We start from the raw sequence: 17,646 nt of genomic DNA on the forward strand, positions 1-17,646 counted from the left end.
AGCGCATGGCTTATGAATCCATTTCATCAAAAACCCCTTGCTTCATTCATGTGACGACGGATTAATCCACGTCACAGATGAAGCGAATAAAATCCCTCCTCCCACTAGTCGCTCTACTGTCCCTCCCTCAAATCTGCCTTGGCCAAGACGCCGCTGCAGACGGAGCAGTAGACTCCGGCACGACCGCTTGGATGCTCATATCCACTGCGCTCGTCCTTTTCATGGTCCCTGGCTTGGCCATGTTCTACGGCGGCCTCGTCCGAACCAAAAACGTCATCAGCACCATGATGCACAGCTTCGTGGCCATGGCCCTTATCGGGGTCCTCTGGGTCGTCTGCGGCTATTCGCTCTGCTTTGGCGAAAGCATCCTCGGCGGATTCGTTGGCTGGAACCCTGACTTCTTCATGCTCAGCGGTATCGACGACAGCATCACGGACGGCATCCCTGAGTACATCTTTGCCATGTTCCAAGGCAAGTTCGCCATCATCACCCCCGCTCTCATTAGCGGCGCCTTGGCTGAGCGTGTATTCTTCCGCGGATACGTCTTCTTCATAGCCCTCTGGTTCCTCTTCGTCTACTGTCCGCTGTGCCACTGGATTTGGGCAAGCGATGGCTGGCTCTTAAACGCTGGAGCAAACGGCGTCATCGACCTCGCAGGTGGACTCGTCATCCACGTTTCCGCTGGTACCAGCGCTCTCGTAGTCGCCCTCTGGCTCGGACGCCGTCACGGCACACCTCGAGAACTCATCAACCCGAACAACCTCGTCATGACTATGATGGGAGCTGGATTCCTTTGGGTCGGCTGGTTCGGATTCAACGCGGGCTCTACCGTCCAATCCGGACTCGACACCGCCCGCGCCCTGACCATGACGCAAATCTCCTGCGCGGCAGGCGCCTTGGCTTGGACACTGATCGAAGCCATCAAATTCAGAAAAGTCACCTCCCTTGGCTTCGTTTCCGGCATTCTCGCCGGCTTGGTCGTCATCACACCCGCAGCAGGCGTGGTCCAACCGATGGGAGCCATCATCCTCGGTGTCGCGTCCACCTTCGCCTGTTTCCTCGCTCTGAAGGCGAAAGAGAAATTCGGATACGACGACACCCTCGACTGTTTCGGCATCCACGGCGTGGGCAGTGGTCTCGGTGTGGTACTGCTCGCATTCTTCATTCGCCCTAGCTGGCTCGAAGACGCGGCAGCAGCGACCACCGACGGCGTCTGGACAGCCATGGATCAATTCGGTATCCAAATGCTGGGCATGGGAGCAACCATCGCACTCTCCGGCGTAGCGACCTTGGTCATTTGCTTTATCGTCACCAAGACCGTCGGTTTCCGAGTCGACAAGCAAAGCGAGATCACCGGCCTCGACCAGTCCCTGCACGGCGAACACGGCTACGGCCTCGCCAATAGCGACTAGAAAAGCGAGTTTCACACACCTTTCCAGCCCCGCTTCGTCCGAGCACGAGCGGGGCTTTTTCGTTCTGGTAAAGCACTGTACAAGTCGCCACTCTCCCCGCCCTCATGTACCGGTTCTTGCTACTACTATCAGGCGTCGTATTCTGCTCGACCTCGGTCATTATCATCCGATCGAGCTCGCTCGAGCCCAGCCTTGTCGCAACCTACCGCCTGATTTTCGCAGTCGCGCTGCTCTCCCCCATGTTCTTCCTCAGCTGGAAGAAACATCGGAACTGGGCCCGTCCAAAAGTCTTCCTCCGCTGCATTCCTCCAGCCCTCCTCCTAGCCATCCACTTCATATCGTGGGCATGGGGAGCGCGCATGACCTATATCGCGAACGCCTCCCTCATTATCAACCTGACGCCCGCCGTGATGCCCTTTCTCGCCTACTTCCTCATTCGCGAGCAAGTGACTCGACGCGAAATAGCAGGAACCGCCGTAGCCATGACAGGAGTCGCCCTCATGGCTTGGAACGCCTTCAGCATCGACCCGAGCTACCTGTGGGGAAACATCGTTTGCTTCGGATCGATGATCACGTTCGCAGCCTACCTAGCCTTCGCTCGGATCAACAAAGACTTCCCATCCATCTGGCTCTACATCGTACCAATCAACGCGCTCGCTGCCATCATCTGCCTGATCTACTCCTTCTTCGCGCTCGAATCCATCTCGATCGACTCTTGGGAAGAAGCGGGGTGGATGCTCGCGATGGCCGTGTTGCCCACCATCCTCGGACACGTCACCCTCAATCGCAGCCTACGCTACTTCACCGCCCAAACCTTTGCAGTGGTCAACCTCCACCAGTTCGTATCCGCAGGCATAATGGGTTGGCTCATCTTCTCAGACGTACCACCCAACATCTTCTTCTTAGCGGCAGCTCTTTGTATCGGAGGAGCCGTGATCGTCATTCGCGAAACCGCTCGTATCCGAAAAGCGAATTCAGCCTGAACCGTTTGTCAGCCTTCAGCTTTCGCCTCTAGCTCCGAAACGTCCCCCTGGAGATACTCCTCCGGGTAAACCATCTCTCCCGCTTCGATCTTGGATTGGATCGAAGCGATCACGCTCCGCATTTTATCCAGACGCTCAACATCCTTTGACTTTAGCTGACCGTTTTTCCTCTGACTGCGAATCACTCGGTCCCAATATTCCGGATACGTGTCAAATTTATAGCCAGCAGACGCAAGCAGGTAGAGAGCGATCAAATCTGACTCAATATCGAAGGCATGGGCGTGAGCCGCACCTCCCATCGAACCAAACATTCCTCCCGTATTCACTCCTCCGGCCGCTGCTGCAACATCAAGCAATTGCCCCAAAAAGGCGTTTCGCCCGACTTGCTTGGAATGCCGCATCACGTTCTTCGACAGAGCATAGGCGCAGAGATAAGGCAGCTCCTCGCTATCATCCAAATATTCGACCAGAGCCAAGCCCAGCCAGATGACATCCCCATCCACGTGGACGTCCACCGAATTGGACGCATCGATCACCACCCCGTAGTAGGCACTCGGTTTCGCTTCAATCTCCAGCTCCAAGATCTCGTCGCCCCGAGCCACCTCGATCTGGTTCATTTCTCCCGGCTTTAGCAGACGCTTCACCTTTCGGGCAGCGAAGACAGCGGAATTCTGTCCTCTCGGAACCTTCACGCCATTTACCGAGACGAGCCGATCGCCTCCTTGCAATCCAGCAGCGGCAGCCGGCGAACCATCGAAAACAGTCAGCACCGAGATGTGCTGGCCAAAACCTTCCGCCCTCACCTCCTCCACCAAGGCCTCGCTGTAAAACGCCTCCGTCACGAACACTGCTCCGATAAAGCCATGCGTCTCCTCCGCCCGATACCCAGCAGCCTGCTGCATCAAAGGCTGCAACACCGCCCAAGCGTCCGACTCGGCTTCATGGACACGCGCCAGAAAAGCGGCTCTCATACGGGCCTCTTCCGCCTCCTTTCTCTCCCGCTCCGCCTTACGAGCCGCAGCTTCCGTCGAATCGCATCCCGTCAAACTGAAGAGAATGATCGCGGAAAGGCAGGCAGGAACAAGCAAGCGAATCAATGTCATAGGCAAGGAACACCCTAGAAACCTGCCCTCTTCAATCAACGTCGGATTGACCGGAGCTGCAAAAGAAACGCTGTTCGCTAGTTATTCAGGTAGCGACGCACTTCACCAATCGTCTCTCCCACCATCTCTTCGAGTCGCTCCACGTTTTCACGGGCGAAACGACTTTGCCCCGCTCTCAGCGATTGCTCGATCTCCAGAGCCAACAAAGAGACCGCGGTAAGATCCGCATTCTGGGAGGCGCCTTTCATAGCGTGAATTCGGAGCGTCGCATCTTTCATTTCGCCAGATTCGAGCGCTTCCGCGAAATCCTTGAAATTCGCGTTTATGTCGGGAACGCAGGCCTCAAGCACCTGAGCCACCAGCTCATCGTCCCCCATAAGACGGGAGCGCAAGCTTTCAGAGTCAAAGAGTCGTGGCGAGTCGTGTGTGGAGTCTTGCATCGGCGGGAAGGGTTAGCTCCCAAGGTTGGATCAGTTCCCCCTAGTAATCGGCACTGAAGGCACTTTCCTCAAGTGATCTCCGTGCGAACAGGGCCAATTCCTTAGCTAGGAGTGAAGGTAAATACCTAAACATACGAATACCCGCGTAAACTAGGCTCAGCGGAACGATTCGACTCTCTCAAACCCAACCGGCTCAAGCTCCTGCTCATGACCTTCGGCAAGCGGGAGCGTAAAGTGGAAGGTGGATCCCGAGCCAAGCTCGGATTCGACCCAGATACGGCCGTGATGGGCATCGATCACTCGCTGGCAGATCGCCAAGCCGAGCCCGACCCCTTCCTGGTCGTTCACCCCCGTCAAACGCTTAAATGGCTCGAAGATTCGAGCGAAGTACTTCGGATCGATTCCACGCCCGTTGTCGCTCACGGAGAATTGCACCTCTCCGCCACGAACCACGCCTTCCACTTTCACATGAGGAGGATTTTCGCCGTGGTACTTGATAGCGTTTCCGATGAGATTTTGTAGGACATGAATCAACAGGCCCTCGTCCGCTCTCGCCTTGGGCAGTTCCGCCACCTCTACCAGAGCGCCATCCTCACCGACCTTGGCAGTCAAATTAGAGACCGCCTGCCTTGCCAAAGCCTCCACATCCACTTCGTCGAGAGCAATCGCCTTTTCACCTAAGACACTGAAGTGCAATAAGCTATCAACCAGCTTCTCCGCCTGTTCGGCAAAGGCTTCCACAAACCCCAGATACTCGATCTCCTCCTCATCCGCAGATCGGGCCTGCATCATCTCCTTGAGCAAGCCCGAATAGAGGCTGATCGACTTGACCGGCGACTTCAGGTCGTGCGCCGCCACGTGAGCGAAGCTCTTCAGATTACGCTGAGCTTCCTCCAACTCCATACGCTGCCTCCAGCGCTCCAGTCCGTAACGAACCGCCCTGGCGAGCTGGTCCGCCCCAAACTCCCCTTTGGTCAGGAAGTCGATGGCTCCGACCCGTATAGCGTCTTCTCCGATATCCTCGCCCGAATTCGCCGTGAGCACGATCACCGGATTGGAAGGTCCCCGCACCCTGAAAAAAGTCTCGATCGTCTCCATCCCCTGACTCTCGGGCAAGCCGAGATCGAGCACTACCAGATCGTAGTGCTTCTCGTCCATACGCTCGAAGCTTTCGGCCAGGGAACAGGCCGTATCGATCTCATGGTCGTGCTTAAACGCCTTTCCGAGGGCGACCCTGAAGAAAACCGCATGGTCACGGCTGTCTTCAACAAGCAAGATTCGTATGGGGCGGGGAAACTTCATCGCTAGACCTCCAGTTACACGCAAAATATCTTCCCAGCAAATGGGGCCATCTCTTTAGAAGGTATTTCGCAATTCAGGTCGGAAATATCCAAAAACCGTTACTAGAGCAGACCCATTGGCAGCTTCAAAGGCAGCTTGAAGGAAAACTGGACGCCCTTGTGAATGTCGTTCTTCAACTCCAAAGAGCAGCCCATGGAATCGAGCATATGACTCGCCACCTGGATGGAGCAAATAGCCTGGCGGTCTTTGGCATTCCAATTGTGCCCCTGCTCCTGCTTGCCACCGCAGAGAGTCGCGAAATCCGAGTTCTCAATGCCACGACCTTCGCATGAGATCGCCAGGTTCAAGTATCCTGACTCCACCGAGGACTCGATACAGACCGTCTTGTCATCGGCCGAGTAGCTGAGAGCAGCCGAAAGCAGATTCCTCAGAACCGTGCTGATGATCCGCTCGTCGCAATAGGCCTTGAAATCGAACACGCCTCGCTGGGCGATATAGATGCCTCTCTCGTCAGCCAACGTAGTCAAGAGACGAACTGCTCGATGCGTGATCGCCGCCACGTCGACCATCTGCATATTGGGACGAACCGCACCGTGCACGCTGCGCCCCCAATCAAGCATCTCTTTAGTAGCGACCAATGCCTCGCAAGACGTTTGATAAGCCGTATCAAGCAACTCGATCAGCATCTCCTTGGGCATGTTCTCCGCTTCCTTGAAAGTAGTGGAAAGCAGCTGATTCAGAGCGAAAAGCGGCGTAGCCAAGTCCGTTTCCAACAGCGACATGAGCCAATCCTTGGAAGCGTTCGCCACCTTGAGAGAATTTTCGCTACGCTTCCGCTCGACCGCGTATTGAGCCATCCGGTCGAAAATTACCCCGCAGTCCTTGGTCTTCTGCACGAAGTTCACAGCCCCCGCCTGAATACCACGCTTGTAAACATCAGGGTCCTGATTCCCTGTCACCATAATATAGGCCGATCCGGGATAGCGCTCCGAAAGCCGCTGGATCACCTCCGAGCCTTCCTCCAAGCCCAAATTATAGTCAACCGCTACGATTTCAAAACGGCCATCCTCCAGCTTGAGCTCCGCCTCCTCCGAGTTGCGAGCCCATTGAAATTCATAGTCGTTGCTGGTGTTCGCTCCGATCATCACAGAAAGAGATCGGTAGTCGTGAATGCTGTCGTCGACGATCAAGACATTCACGGGCGCAGGTACAGATTTGGTCAAAGCGTTGTCAGTGGTAGGATTCATAAAACTTGGTGCTGTATGTGAGAACGAGGGGTGAATCGCCTGCTCGCATGGTCAGTGCTACGCAGGCCACGATGGGCTTGGCTGTGACGCCACCCTAGGAATCGGCGCCGGAATACTCCTTACGTAGAGTGGGGGCACCTTTTTTCCGCTTATTTCCCCGATTAGCGGACGTTTTAAGCCGTGTAAAAAACACGGGGCTCCTACTCGCTAAAAAAGCGCGAATACCAAGAATTCGTTTACCGATTTTTTACCCCTTCAGTCGGCAAAGTTTGCAGTGAGCGAACAACCTTCGGGAGACGTCCATATTCTCCCTATTTTTCCGCTAGGAAGTACCCTTCCACCGCCTGAACCGAGGCCCCCACGACTCGAGACAACTCCCCTAGCAGAGCCAGCGCCTCGACCGCTTGCCCATTTTTCAGGTGCTCCTCGATATCTCTGGCTAGAAACGCGAGGGATTTAAGGTCCGCATTCTGCGCGGAACCTTTGATCGTATGAATCGTGCGCAGAGCTTCCCTCAGGTCGCCACTCTCAAGCTGCGAACTGAAAAGCCGGTGATTCGTGCGGAGATCCGGCAAACATGCATCCAACACTTCCCGCATCAAATCCCGATCTTCCATGAGGCGGGACAGTAACAGCTCCGGCACGAAGAGTTCCTGTGACTTGTAAGCGGGCTCAGACATTTGAGGGATTAGGACGAGGAGAGAAGCTGCACTATAGTTGAATTCCGCCAAGTCGCCAATCGACGAGGCGAATTCACCCCAATTTCTCGAAAGCTCGGAGCACAAAAAAACCGTCTAGGCAGCCTAGACGGTTCGAAAGTTAACTTTCTCTCCCCTTAGGAGTAGATTTCGTCGTCTGCGAAAAAGCGCTTCAGCTCCGCGGCCGCCGTATCAGGGCCGTCAGACGCGTGAACCACGTTACGCATCATGTCGGTACCGAAATCGCCACGGATAGTACCTGCAGGCGCTTTGGTGGAGTCAGTTGGGCCAAGCAACTCGCGAACACGAGCGATCACGTTTTCGCCTTCGAGCGCCGCGAAGATCACTGTGCGTGAGCTCATGAACTCCTCAATATCCGGGAAGAACGGAAGATCCGCCACGTGCGCGTAATGCTCGCGCAAAATCTCGGAACCGAGCTTGGACATCTTGCAAGCCACGATCTGGAAACCTTCCTTTTCGAAGCGCTGCAGGACTTGTCCCGCTAGGCCCTTCTCCATGCAGTCTGGTTTCAGGATAATGAATGTCTTTTCCATTTTTAAGAACAGGTTATCTGTAATAAATATTCAACTACAGCGTCTTGAAGATCAGCGATGCGTTTTGGCCACCGAAGCCAAGACTGTTACTCATAGTGACGCTTAGCTTCGCTTCACGAGCTTCATTCGGCACGTAGTCCAAATCACAATCTGGATCTGGCGTAGAGAGATTGATGGTCGGAGCAACCTTGCCAGCCTGCAGCATCTTGGCGCAAGCAACCGACTCGATACCACCGGCAGCACCCAACAAGTGACCCGTCATAGACTTGGTCGAGCTCATCATAAGCTTGTTCGCATGGTCTCCGTAGAGGCCACGAACCGCAGCAGTCTCGAACTTGTCGTTGTACGGAGTCGAAGTGCCATGAGCGTTGATGTAGTCGATCTGGTCGGAATTGATCTTCGCAGAATTCAACGCGCGCTTCATCGCCGAAATGAGGCCCTTGCCTTCCGGGTGAGGAGCAGTGATGTGATTGGCATCACAAGAAGCGCCATAACCAGCGATCTCGCAAATGATATCCGCACCTCTAGCCTTAGCATGCTCGAGCGTCTCCAAAACGAGGATACCAGCGCCCTCGCCCATCACGAAGCCATCGCGCCCCGCGTCGAAAGGACGACTTGCCCCCTTTGGATCGTCGTTGTTCGTAGACATCGCCTTCATCGAACAGAATCCAGCGAAAGCGAGAGGCGTGATGGAAGCTTCACTACCGCCGCAAATCATCACATCCGCCTCACCAAGGCGAAGCGTCTTGAGAGCTTCACCAATCGCATGAGCACCCGTCGCACAAGCGCTCACGATAGAGAAATTAGGTCCCATCGCGCCGTACTCGATCGCGATCACCCCGGAAGCCATGTTGGAGATCAAGGCTGGGATCAGGAACGGAGAAACCTTACGCGGGCCACTTTCGAGCAGCTTCTGCGCGTTTTTCTCCATTGTATCCATACCGCCGATACCGGATCCGACAAATACGCCAACTCGATCCGGATCTTCCTTTTCGAAATCGATTCCGGAATGGGCAACGGCTTCCTTGGCGGCAGCCATCGTAAATTGCACAAAGCGATCGTTGCGACGGGCTTCCTTCGGATCCATCGCCACCGTCGGATCAAAATCCCGGATTTGACCGCCTATCTTACAGGTGAACTTCTCCGTATCGAAGGCATCAACGTGGCTAATACCATTTTTGCCCTCCAGCAGGCCATTGAAGAAGCTATCGACATCCATGCCAATAGGGGTGACGGCACCAAGCCCAGTCACGACCACTCTTTGATTATCCGGCAATTCGCTCATAGAATACTGAGGTTGTAGTACGAAAAAGCCGCTTGAAGCAAAGACTTCCAAGCGACTCTTGTCGAAAAATGTTCTTTTGCGGTGAGGTCGCTCTTAGGCGCCAGCCTTTTCGTTGATGTACTTGATTACATCACCGACAGTCTGAAGCTTTTCAGCGTCGGACTCAGGAATTTCACCGTTGATCTCATCCTTGAACTCTTCTTCGAAGGCCATGATGAGCTCGACTGTATCGAGGGAATCTGCACCCAAGTCGTCGAGGAAGGACGCGCCTGGAGTGATCTGCTCTTCGTTAACGTTGAGCTGGTTTACGATGATCTCGGATACCCGTTGTTCGATTGTTTTTTCGTCAGCCATGATCGGTCAAAAAATAAGTGATAAAGGTCACGAGGGATCACATCGCCATGCCGCCGTCAACGGTAAAAACTTGGCCCGTGATATAATTGGCCTCCTCCGACGCTAAGTACGTAACCATGTTAGCGATATCGCTCACTTCGCCCATGCGTTTGAGCGGGATTTGAGGCAGAATCATATCGAGCGCCGCGTCAGCCAACTTGGAAGTCATATCCGTCTGGATGAAGCCGGGAGCAACCGCGTTCACCGTCACGCTGCGAGACGCGAGCTCGCGAGCCAAACTCTTGGTAAAGCCGATCATACCCGCCTTGGCTGCTGAATAGTTTGTCTGCCCCGCGTTGCCCATGATGCCGGAAACCGAAGTGATGTTGATCACGCGGCCGAAGCGCTTGCGGGTCATCGGACGTGCCAGGCCCTTCACCCAGTAGAAGACGCTGTTGAGGTTGGTCTCGATCACGCTTTCCCAGTCCTCTTCGGACATGCGGAAAAGCAGGTTGTCACGGGTGATGCCGGCATTGTTTACCAAGATATCGATGTTGCCGAACTCGGCGAGCAACTCCTCGCTAGCCTTTGCTACGGCCGCCTTGTCCCCTACGTCCACCGCCTTGGCAACCGCCTTGCCGCCCGAGGCGTTGATCGCTTCCGCAGCCGCGCCGCAGGACGATTCGGATTGAGAAACGCAGATAACGGTAACGCCTTCCGCGGCGAGAGATTCAGCGATAGCACGGCCGATACCGCGACCAGCGCCTGTTACGAGGGCTACTTTATTGTCGAAAGTGAGTTTCATGAATAGGAAGGGTTGCGGATTTTTGGCCCGTGCCGCACGGTCGGACGCCAAGAAAAAGAGAAGAACTAGGGCTCGCCCGCCGCTTGGCAACGAAAGTTTTGCCGAAAGGCCTTTCAGACAGTGAAGAAACATTGCCACAAGCGATTTCCACTGCACGATCTGCCCTTTTTCCATGGACTCGCCACAACCGATTAGAACTCAAAAGCTCCTTGCCGACGCCGGGCTCTGCTCCCGCCGCGTCGCTGAAGAGTACATCAAGAACGGCGAGGTTACCATCAACGGCAAAACCGCCGAGCTAGGATCCAAGGTGCAACCGGGCGTCGACGACGTCCGACTCAACGGCCGGCGCGTCAAGGCCGTCAAAAGCCAACAGCTCGTCATCGCCCTCAACAAGCCCAAGGGCTACATCTGCAGCAACGACGACCCGCACAATGAACGCACCGTCTTTGATTTGCTCCCCAAGGAATTCGCCCAGGAACGCCTTTTCTGCGCCGGTCGCCTCGACAAAGAAAGCGAAGGCCTGCTCATCCTCACCAACGACGGGGATCTCGCCAACCGGCTCATGCACCCGTCCAACCTGGTAACGAAACGCTACCGCGTCACCCTCAAGCAACCCTACCCTCGCGCCAAGTTGTTCCGCCTGGTTCGCGGCGTCACTTTCGAGGGAGAGAAACTAAAGGTGGAAAAAGCGGTCTTTGCTGGTGACAGAAACAAAGACGAGTCTGCGGAACTCGACCTCGCTATGCATCACGGCAAAAAACGCGAAATCCGCAGACTCTTCCAAGCCCTCCACTACGACGTGAAAAAACTCAAACGGTATCAGATCGGCAAATACAGCATAAAAGGCATGCCCAAAGGAGCGGGCATCCCCCTCAACTCAAGGGAAGTCGGTCTGCTCTTCAAAGCCGACACAGAACTCTAATCCAATTTCGATACAATGAAGCTACTGACCGCACTCTTATCCACCGCAATCGCAACTCTTTCGCTCTCGGCAAGCTCCATCCCCGTCCACCTCGATCCCGACGCTGAAACGCCCGTGATCGGCGCGCTCGAAGCCGTCTCGCTTGCCGTCCCCGCAGAATGGCCCAAAGGCCGCGAGAGCGTCGAAGGCTGGCAGCCCGTCTACTACCGCGGCGTCTTCGAGGTGTATGTAAACAACAACGACATCAGCAAAGATCTCACCGCCAAGCCAGGCAGCCCCTATTTCCTTAGCGCAGAAAAGGACTCTCCTACCCTCGCCATAGCCACCGACAAGGACAAGGTCGACGTACTCAGTGTCGACACCTGGTTCTGCAAGATGCAGCTCGAAACAATCGTGCTCGGCTATATCCAAGACACATCCGTCGCCGCAGACAGCATCGTGACAAGCCTCGCTGAAACGCCCACCGTGAGCACTCCAAGCGCGTCCACCGCCCAAGCGATTACCGAACTTGTGGGTCGTTTGGAAAAGACAGGCCTTCCAGGCAAGAAACGCACCGGAACCGCATACAAGCTCATCTCGGGAGACGGCAAAACACTGGCGTTCCTCGAAACGGCGGACATCCCTGACCGCATTCAACTGGGCGATCTGATTAAACTGCAAGTCCGCGTATCCGGATATCTGAAGCAAGGCGAGAACGAGACCGACGTCATTCTCCGAGCCAAAACCATCAAAAAGGCCCAATAAATATCTCCACCCGAAACCCTCACTTCCCGCTAAAAGCTCTCATGAAACTCATCGACGGAAAGCAAATCTCCAAAGATATCGTCTCAGAACTGACCGAGGAGGTCTCTAAAATCGAAGGCGAAAAGCCGTGCATCGCCTTCATCCGAGTCGGTGAAGACCCGGCCTCTGTTTCCTACGTCCGTCAAAAGAACCGCACTGCGGAAAAGATCGGCATCAAGCCTCTGCTCTTCGAGATGCCCGAAACAATAACGCAGGACGAGCTCTTCGCCAAGGTCGACGAACTAAACGCAGACTCCTCCGTTCACGGCATTCTCATCCAATCTCCCCTGCCTAACGGACTCGACGAACAAGCCGCATTCAACCGCATCGATCCAAGCAAGGACGTCGACGGCTTCCATGTGCAAAACGCAGGTCGAATCGTGCAGGAAGATCCCGAAGGCTTCGCATCCTGCACCCCTGCCGGCATCATCGAAATCTGCCAACGCGAAGGGATTTCACTCGAAGGTAAGCATGTCGTCGTGATCGGCCGCAGCCTCATCGTCGGCAAGACCTTCGCCCTACTCGCCATGCAAAAAGGCTCACATGCGAACGCCACAGTCACCGTTTGCCACTCGCGTACCAAAAACCTACCAGAGGTCGTGAGCCAAGGAGATGTAGTGGTCGCAGCGATCGGGCGAGCCAACTTCGTAACCGCTGACATGGTCAAGGAAGGAGCCGTCGTCATCGACGTTGGCATCAACCGAGTGGAGGACGCGTCCAAGAAGTCTGGCTACCGACTCGTCGGAGATGTCGATTTCGCCGCGGTAGAACCCAAGGCTTCGCGCATTACCCCAGTGCCCGGAGGCGTTGGTCCAATGACTGTCGCGATGCTGATGAAAAACACTTTCAAAGCCCACCAACTTCAGTCAGCCTCCTAGATCATCCACTCTAATTGCTAATTTCCGCTTCCTGAATGAGCGAACTCCCTCCAACTCAAGACATTCCTCAAGCCAAGCGCACCGTCCTCGTCGTCGACGACGAGCCCATCAACATCCAGCTACTACAACGTAAATTGGAGTGGGATGGCATCACGGTTTTAACCGCCACAAATGGCGAAGCCTGCCTTGAAGTTGCGAAGAACGAACGGCCGGATCTTATCCTTCTCGACGTCATGATGCCAGGCATGGACGGTTTCGCCGTTTGCGGGAAACTCCGCGAAGACAAACGCACCGCCGCCATCCCTGTCATCTTCGTGACTGCCCACAACTCCAAAAAGGGCAAACTCGAAGGTTTGGAGGCCGGAGCGGTTGACTACATAACCAAACCGATCGACCTCGACGAGACGATCGCGCGTGTTCGTACCCAGTTGAGCTACCTAGCGATCAACAAGGCGAACATCGAGTTGACCCGCCGCCTCGGCGAATCCCGTCGATCCGCCGCCATCGGCGCCCTCACTCAAGGCATCGCCCACAATCTCAACAACCTGCTCGGCGTCGTCATGGGTTACCTCGAGCTGGCGAAGGTCAACTACAAGGACCCAGATAAAGTCCTCAAGAACATCGCCCGCGTCGAGTCTGCTTCGAACCGCATCGTTGGAATCATCAAACAACTAAGCACCGTCGCCTTCACCACGCGCCTACCGCTGCATGAGATGAGTCTCGAACGCCTCGTGACTGGCAGCCTCCGACGAGCCAAGGAAGACTCCAACCGCGACTATTTGGTCAACATCAAAAACGACCACGGCGAGCTCTACATCCGGACCAATATCGAAGCCTTCGAGGACGCCCTGTCCAAACTCATCATCAACGCCTGGGAAAGTTACGGCACCGAGCACACCGGTCCTCGTCCAATGACCCTCGAAGTCTCCACCGCCGACAACGAGGTCGAGTTCAAGCTGATCGATCAGGGCAACGGCATCGACCCAGAAGTCGAGGAGAACATGTTCGAGCCCTTCATCAGCACAAAGAACACCGTTGGCGTAGGCATGGGACTCACCGTGGCCCGCCACGCGATCCGTACCCTCGGGGGCGAGATCTACGTGCTGCCAAACGAAAACGGCAACGGCGTCACCGCCAAGTTCAGCCACCCGATCAATCGGGAGGAAAGCTAGCCCCCCCCTACCCGCCTCAACAAAGAGGCCAAAGAATTTATGAAAATCGGATTCATTGGAGCCGGAAACATGGCTCGTGCTATCGCAACAGGCTTGGTCAACAGTGGTCTCGCCCCACAGAACATTTCCTGCATCAGCGGAGACGACCCGACCGCAGCAAACCTCGCCAAGGACCTCGGAGCGAATCTCGCCGCCAACCGCGAAGAACTCATCTCGTTTGGCGATATCGTCTTGCTCGCATTCAAGCCGAACCACCTCGAGACCATTACACCTGAAGAAGGTGACTTCGCGGAAGGGAAAGTCGTCCTCTCCATCCTCGCGGGACGCACCCTCGCCGACCTTGCAAAAGCCTTTCCCAAGGCCGCCAACATCGTACGCGTGATGCCAAACACTCCTGCCGCAATCGGAGCAGGTGTCGCCACCTACTGTTTCCAAAACGAGCCGAGCGATGAGCTAAAGGCCAATGTAGAGAAGATCCTCGGAGCGCTTGGAACCGCCTACCAAGTAGTCGAAGAGCAACTACACATCGCTACCGTAATCAACGGCTGCGGGCCTGCCTTCTATTTCCGCATCGTCCAGCTACTCGGTGAAATCGCAGAAAAGCACGGTCTCGACAAAAACCTAGCCATGACACTGGCCAGCGAAACCGCGATCGGCTCCTGCCAGCTCTTCAACCAAAGCGATAAAAGCGCTCAAGAGCTGATTGACGCCGTTACCTCTCCAAACGGAGTTACCCACGCCCTACTACAGAGTTTAGACCGAAACGGCTTCCCGAACGTATTGGAAGTATCCGCCCAGGACGCAGTCGACCGCTCGGTAGAGTTATCGGAAGGCTAATCAAAAGGAGGGCAATGCTCTGTCATTGCCTAAACTTGACTACGGCAATGACGGAGCATTGCCCTCCAACAAAAAAGGCCGCCCTTTTCAGGACGGCCTTAAAAGTATCTATTCGGCTCAGCTTAGAAGTGCTCGGCGAGCTCAGCTGCTGTCCAAGTGCCACGGGCGCCGATATCAGCACGGATGGCTGCGACCTGCTCTTCGGTAACCTCTTCTGCACCGTTATCCCATGAGGTACGGATATAGTTGGTAACCGCAGCGATTTCCGCGTCGTTGAAAACAGCTCCGAAGGCTGGCATCGCTCCGTTGTAGGTCTGGCCCTTGACCTGGATTTCTCCACCAAGACCAGCGAGCAAAACCTTGATCGGAATCTCAGGAGCACCGGTAACCCACTCCGAACCAGCGAGTGGCGGGAATGCACCGGCGAGGCCTTGGCCGGTAGCTTGGTGACACGCTACACACTGCTGAGCGTAAAGCTTGCCGCCATCGATCACGACGGGGCCAGCTGGCTCCTTCGGGCGATTCTTGTAAGCTTCCATCGCTGCGATGTCCTGACGGTCATGAAGAACGCTAGCTGAATCGTACTCCGCGAAATAACGACGCTGGTAGAACCAAGCGAATACGAAAACGATGATCAGCGCAAAGGCGGTGAAGAATGCGACTGGCGAGCCTTCCTTACGCTCGCGACGGAGCTGAGCGTGCACGCGAAGTACGCTCTCGTCGTTCGCCTTGCTGGCGTCGACTCCGGGAAGATGTGGTTGTTCTTGATCGTCTTGCATTACTTGAAGGCGAGCTTTTCAGGCGCAGGAGCCTCTTCAATTTCGTACGCTTGGCTAAGGCCGAGCATGTAAGCTACGAGCGCTTCCGCTTTACGAGTCGGAACGACTTCGTAGCCTTCTTCCACCGCGTAAGCTTCTGGAAGGGCGAGAGCACGATTTGATCCTTCTCCCACGATTTCACGCTTCTCGAAAAGGAAGGCGAACGAAGGCATGTTGCTGCCTGGAGAAGTGATCTCTGGATTGTAGAAGTGCCGGTAGTGCCAGTCCGCTTCAGTGCGGCGATTGCCCACATTTGCGAGGTCCGGGCCAACACGATTAGTGCCAGTGAACACGACCTTCTGGTCGATATAGTCAATCGGCATAGATTGGCGAGAGCCCCAGCCGCGCTCAACATCAGTTCCAACGAGCGCGAGCGTTTGCTGCGTGTGACAGTTAACACACCCAAGCTCTTGATACACTTCACGTCCTTGTTCAGCCAAACCGGTCAAACGAGTTGGAATACGGTCTTCACCCTTTCCGATTGGAGAGAGATTACCCGCCTCCTGGATAGGCTTAACCAGCGTCACCGCCCATGATAGGGAAACGATGATGAGAACGCCGATAAAAATGAAAGGTCCTCTATTCATTAGTTAGGAAACTCGAGTTCAGGAGCTGCCTCAATCAAGTCAGCTGATTTTTCCTTCTCGGTGCGTGGAGAGAGGAGTATCCAGATGAACGATACCGCGTAAGCGAAGTTACCAACCGCGAAGATTGAGGCACCGATCGTGGAAAGGAAAAGGTAAGTGTCTGTGTGCTTCAGGATATCGATCGTATCCGCTGTGCTGCCATTGAGCAATGCACCGTGCGCGTAACCACCGTAAACGAGAGCAACTGTGACAGTGAAGATTCCCAAGCCCTGGACCCAGAACTGAAGGTCGGCGAGCGGAGTGTTTGGAATCTCCTTATTGAGAAGACGCGGCAGGATGTAATAGATCGTTCCTGTGAACGCCATTCCCGCGAAACCGACTAGGAAGAGATAACGAACACCGTCAGCGAATTGGCTGAACTGTGTCGCCTCCTGTACGCCGCGGAGCGAACCGAAAATAGTCAAACTTGTCGCTACGATGAATGCGACAACCGCGTAAAATACGTACCGAATCGAAAGCGTGTCCCAGATCTTCGAGAAGCTTGCGAACAAGCTGGAAAGGAACTGCATCGAGAAAACGGTTAGCGGCAGGAAGAGTCCGAAGCTCGCTGTTACGCCAACGGAAGCAACCCAGGCCGGGAACGGCCCGTTCACCAAAGAAGCAAGCCCTGCTGCGCTGGAGAAGAGAATCCAACTCCAGAATGCGATGCCCGACTGACGGTAGCCAACGATGTGCTGACCGAGCGCCTTCGGAATGATGTAGTAGATCGCGGCGAGCGCGAAGGGAGCGACTACCAGACCGATCAAGTTACCTCCAAACCAAGCCGCCACTACGCTTTGGAAAACGCCTTGAGCCGGCATGCAGAAAATCATCACTTGAGCGATGGTGTAGATCCACACGAAGCAGAAAACACCAGCCAACGCATACCACTGGGAAGCAAAGGAAGAACGGTAAGCACGCGACTTAAACGCGAGCAGTATCCAGATTCCTAGACCAATGAAAGATGCGAAGAGAAAGGGAGCTGCGTACGTTGGAAACTCCAGCATGCGGTATGGAGTTTGGTCACCTTTAAAGATACCGAAAACACCTATGATCGCCGCGATGTTCCAAGCTACGGTCGAAATCGCCAGAACCGGGCCATTGCCAACCGGGCGCCCACCGAGGCGAGCTACGATCCAAGCCACGCAAGCGAGGCCTGCATTGAAAAGCCAGCCGTAGACGAGAGCATTCCAAAACGCTGGGTAGACCTTTCCGTAAGTCATCCAGGAGATGTCGGAAAGGTAGTCCGGCTTGTGAAGTTTGATGGAGACGATCAAGCCAAGCAAGGACGCGACGAGCAGCCAGAAAACTGAGCCCTTGATCAATCCAAGCACCGCGAAGCGCATGGAGGCATCGATCTTCTGTTCTCTATCACGATTCGATCCATCGCCTTCGAGTGAAGGGAAGATCGACGAAAAGAGGTTGCAGATCAGATTCATAGCTACGTT

19 protein-coding genes are annotated in these 17,646 nt (G+C 55.1%); 7 read left to right on the top strand and 12 right to left on the bottom strand.

What is annotated here, in order from left to right; genetic code table 11:
• Positions 1–77 precede the first annotated feature (77 nt).
• A complete protein-coding gene (locus JIN87_RS14165; protein WP_200356233.1) occupies positions 78–1,412 on the top strand; it encodes an ammonium transporter in 1,335 nt (444 codons plus the stop codon).
• A 104-nt stretch (positions 1,413–1,516) separates the two neighbouring features.
• Entirely contained in the window at positions 1,517–2,395 is an 879-nt protein-coding gene (locus JIN87_RS14170) for a DMT family transporter (RefSeq protein ID WP_200356234.1), read from the top strand.
• Positions 2,396–2,403: 8 nt separating this feature from the next.
• On the opposite strand, the gene JIN87_RS14175 is transcribed toward JIN87_RS14170, so the two are convergent.
• From JIN87_RS14175 to fabG, 9 genes are all read right to left on the bottom strand, one after another.
• Positions 2,404–3,498: a PDZ domain-containing protein gene (locus tag JIN87_RS14175; protein ID WP_200356235.1), complete on the bottom strand. Its 1,095-nt coding sequence runs from the start codon at positions 3,496–3,498 to the stop codon at positions 2,404–2,406.
• A 77-nt stretch (positions 3,499–3,575) separates the two neighbouring features.
• The gene (locus tag JIN87_RS14180) at positions 3,576–3,938 is read right to left on the bottom strand and encodes an Hpt domain-containing protein (protein ID WP_200356236.1); all 363 of its coding nucleotides are present in this window, start codon (positions 3,936–3,938) and stop codon (positions 3,576–3,578) included.
• Between the two features lie 156 nt (positions 3,939–4,094).
• Positions 4,095–5,240 carry a sensor histidine kinase gene (locus JIN87_RS14185; protein WP_200356237.1) on the bottom strand — a complete coding sequence of 382 codons (1,146 nt, stop codon included), beginning with the start codon at positions 5,238–5,240 and terminating at the stop codon, positions 4,095–4,097.
• A 101-nt stretch (positions 5,241–5,341) separates the two neighbouring features.
• Positions 5,342–6,487 (bottom strand): ATP-binding response regulator, encoded by a 1,146-nt coding sequence (locus JIN87_RS14190; RefSeq protein WP_200356238.1) that lies wholly within the window; start codon positions 6,485–6,487, stop codon positions 5,342–5,344.
• 311 nt (positions 6,488–6,798) lie between these two features.
• Positions 6,799–7,167: an Hpt domain-containing protein gene (locus JIN87_RS14195; protein WP_200356239.1), complete on the bottom strand. Its 369-nt coding sequence runs from the start codon at positions 7,165–7,167 to the stop codon at positions 6,799–6,801.
• Between the two features lie 155 nt (positions 7,168–7,322).
• Positions 7,323–7,739 (bottom strand): nucleoside-diphosphate kinase, encoded by a 417-nt coding sequence (ndk, locus tag JIN87_RS14200; RefSeq protein WP_200356240.1) that lies wholly within the window; start codon positions 7,737–7,739, stop codon positions 7,323–7,325.
• A 34-nt stretch (positions 7,740–7,773) separates the two neighbouring features.
• A complete protein-coding gene (gene fabF, locus JIN87_RS14205) occupies positions 7,774–9,024 on the bottom strand; it encodes a beta-ketoacyl-ACP synthase II (RefSeq protein ID WP_200356241.1) in 1,251 nt (416 codons plus the stop codon).
• A gap of 93 nt (positions 9,025–9,117) precedes the next feature.
• Positions 9,118–9,378 (bottom strand): acyl carrier protein, encoded by a 261-nt coding sequence (gene acpP, locus JIN87_RS14210; RefSeq protein ID WP_200356242.1) that lies wholly within the window; start codon positions 9,376–9,378, stop codon positions 9,118–9,120.
• Between the two features lie 37 nt (positions 9,379–9,415).
• On the bottom strand, positions 9,416–10,162 hold the full coding sequence (fabG, locus tag JIN87_RS14215) for a 3-oxoacyl-[acyl-carrier-protein] reductase (protein WP_200356243.1): 747 nt from the start codon (positions 10,160–10,162) through the stop codon (positions 9,416–9,418).
• 172 nt (positions 10,163–10,334) lie between these two features.
• On the opposite strand from fabG, the gene JIN87_RS14220 reads away from it, so the two are divergent.
• The 5 genes from JIN87_RS14220 to proC are packed head-to-tail and all read left to right on the top strand — an operon-like array spanning position 10,335 to position 14,754.
• Entirely contained in the window at positions 10,335–11,084 is a 750-nt protein-coding gene (locus JIN87_RS14220; RefSeq protein ID WP_200356244.1) for a pseudouridine synthase, read from the top strand.
• 15 nt (positions 11,085–11,099) lie between these two features.
• Entirely contained in the window at positions 11,100–11,828 is a 729-nt protein-coding gene (locus tag JIN87_RS14225; RefSeq protein ID WP_200356245.1) for a hypothetical protein, read from the top strand.
• A 41-nt stretch (positions 11,829–11,869) separates the two neighbouring features.
• Complete coding sequence (gene folD, locus JIN87_RS14230) at positions 11,870–12,745, top strand: bifunctional methylenetetrahydrofolate dehydrogenase/methenyltetrahydrofolate cyclohydrolase FolD (protein ID WP_200356246.1); 876 nt, start codon at positions 11,870–11,872, stop codon at positions 12,743–12,745.
• Between the two features lie 35 nt (positions 12,746–12,780).
• Positions 12,781–13,917: a hybrid sensor histidine kinase/response regulator gene (locus tag JIN87_RS14235; RefSeq protein ID WP_200356247.1), complete on the top strand. Its 1,137-nt coding sequence runs from the start codon at positions 12,781–12,783 to the stop codon at positions 13,915–13,917.
• A gap of 39 nt (positions 13,918–13,956) precedes the next feature.
• Positions 13,957–14,754, top strand: a complete 798-nt coding sequence (proC, locus tag JIN87_RS14240; protein ID WP_200356248.1) for a pyrroline-5-carboxylate reductase — start codon at positions 13,957–13,959, stop codon at positions 14,752–14,754.
• Between the two features lie 122 nt (positions 14,755–14,876).
• Here the strand turns inward: proC and JIN87_RS14245 are convergent, their stop codons facing one another.
• Genes JIN87_RS14245 through JIN87_RS14255 form a run of 3 tightly spaced genes read right to left on the bottom strand, consistent with a single transcriptional unit; the run spans position 14,877 to position 17,637 of the window.
• Positions 14,877–15,533 (bottom strand): c-type cytochrome, encoded by a 657-nt coding sequence (locus JIN87_RS14245; RefSeq protein ID WP_200356249.1) that lies wholly within the window; start codon positions 15,531–15,533, stop codon positions 14,877–14,879.
• Entirely contained in the window at positions 15,533–16,159 is a 627-nt protein-coding gene (locus JIN87_RS14250; RefSeq protein ID WP_200356250.1) for a cbb3-type cytochrome c oxidase subunit II, read from the bottom strand. The genes JIN87_RS14245 and JIN87_RS14250 overlap by 1 nt, the downstream gene beginning before the upstream one ends.
• Complete coding sequence (locus tag JIN87_RS14255; RefSeq protein WP_200356251.1) at positions 16,159–17,637, bottom strand: cbb3-type cytochrome c oxidase subunit I; 1,479 nt, start codon at positions 17,635–17,637, stop codon at positions 16,159–16,161. Before JIN87_RS14255 ends, JIN87_RS14250 begins: the two co-directional genes overlap by 1 nt.
• Positions 17,638–17,646 lie beyond the last annotated feature (9 nt).

Origin of the sequence: Pelagicoccus mobilis, assembly GCF_016595505.1 — a bacterium.
Classification (GTDB): Bacteria; Verrucomicrobiota; Verrucomicrobiia; order Opitutales; family Opitutaceae; genus Pelagicoccus; species Pelagicoccus mobilis.

Coding starts and splice junctions, on each gene's coding strand:
- fabG (WP_200356243.1), bottom strand. CDS start 10,162: ATGAAACTCACTTTCGACAATAAAGTAGCCCTCGTAACAGGCGCTGGT.
- JIN87_RS14235 (WP_200356247.1), top strand. CDS start 12,781: ATGAGCGAACTCCCTCCAACTCAAGACATTCCTCAAGCCAAGCGCACC.
- JIN87_RS14220 (WP_200356244.1), top strand. CDS start 10,335: ATGGACTCGCCACAACCGATTAGAACTCAAAAGCTCCTTGCCGACGCC.
- JIN87_RS14190 (WP_200356238.1), bottom strand. CDS start 6,487: ATGAATCCTACCACTGACAACGCTTTGACCAAATCTGTACCTGCGCCC.
- JIN87_RS14170 (WP_200356234.1), top strand. CDS start 1,517: ATGTACCGGTTCTTGCTACTACTATCAGGCGTCGTATTCTGCTCGACC.
- JIN87_RS14175 (WP_200356235.1), bottom strand. CDS start 3,498: ATGACATTGATTCGCTTGCTTGTTCCTGCCTGCCTTTCCGCGATCATT.
- JIN87_RS14185 (WP_200356237.1), bottom strand. CDS start 5,240: ATGAAGTTTCCCCGCCCCATACGAATCTTGCTTGTTGAAGACAGCCGT.
- fabF (WP_200356241.1), bottom strand. CDS start 9,024: ATGAGCGAATTGCCGGATAATCAAAGAGTGGTCGTGACTGGGCTTGGT.
- folD (WP_200356246.1), top strand. CDS start 11,870: ATGAAACTCATCGACGGAAAGCAAATCTCCAAAGATATCGTCTCAGAA.
- JIN87_RS14255 (WP_200356251.1), bottom strand. CDS start 17,637: ATGAATCTGATCTGCAACCTCTTTTCGTCGATCTTCCCTTCACTCGAA.
- JIN87_RS14225 (WP_200356245.1), top strand. CDS start 11,100: ATGAAGCTACTGACCGCACTCTTATCCACCGCAATCGCAACTCTTTCG.
- JIN87_RS14180 (WP_200356236.1), bottom strand. CDS start 3,938: ATGCAAGACTCCACACACGACTCGCCACGACTCTTTGACTCTGAAAGC.
- proC (WP_200356248.1), top strand. CDS start 13,957: ATGAAAATCGGATTCATTGGAGCCGGAAACATGGCTCGTGCTATCGCA.
- JIN87_RS14165 (WP_200356233.1), top strand. CDS start 78: ATGAAGCGAATAAAATCCCTCCTCCCACTAGTCGCTCTACTGTCCCTC.
- ndk (WP_200356240.1), bottom strand. CDS start 7,739: ATGGAAAAGACATTCATTATCCTGAAACCAGACTGCATGGAGAAGGGC.
- JIN87_RS14195 (WP_200356239.1), bottom strand. CDS start 7,167: ATGTCTGAGCCCGCTTACAAGTCACAGGAACTCTTCGTGCCGGAGCTG.
- JIN87_RS14245 (WP_200356249.1), bottom strand. CDS start 15,533: ATGCAAGACGATCAAGAACAACCACATCTTCCCGGAGTCGACGCCAGC.
- JIN87_RS14250 (WP_200356250.1), bottom strand. CDS start 16,159: ATGAATAGAGGACCTTTCATTTTTATCGGCGTTCTCATCATCGTTTCC.
- acpP (WP_200356242.1), bottom strand. CDS start 9,378: ATGGCTGACGAAAAAACAATCGAACAACGGGTATCCGAGATCATCGTA.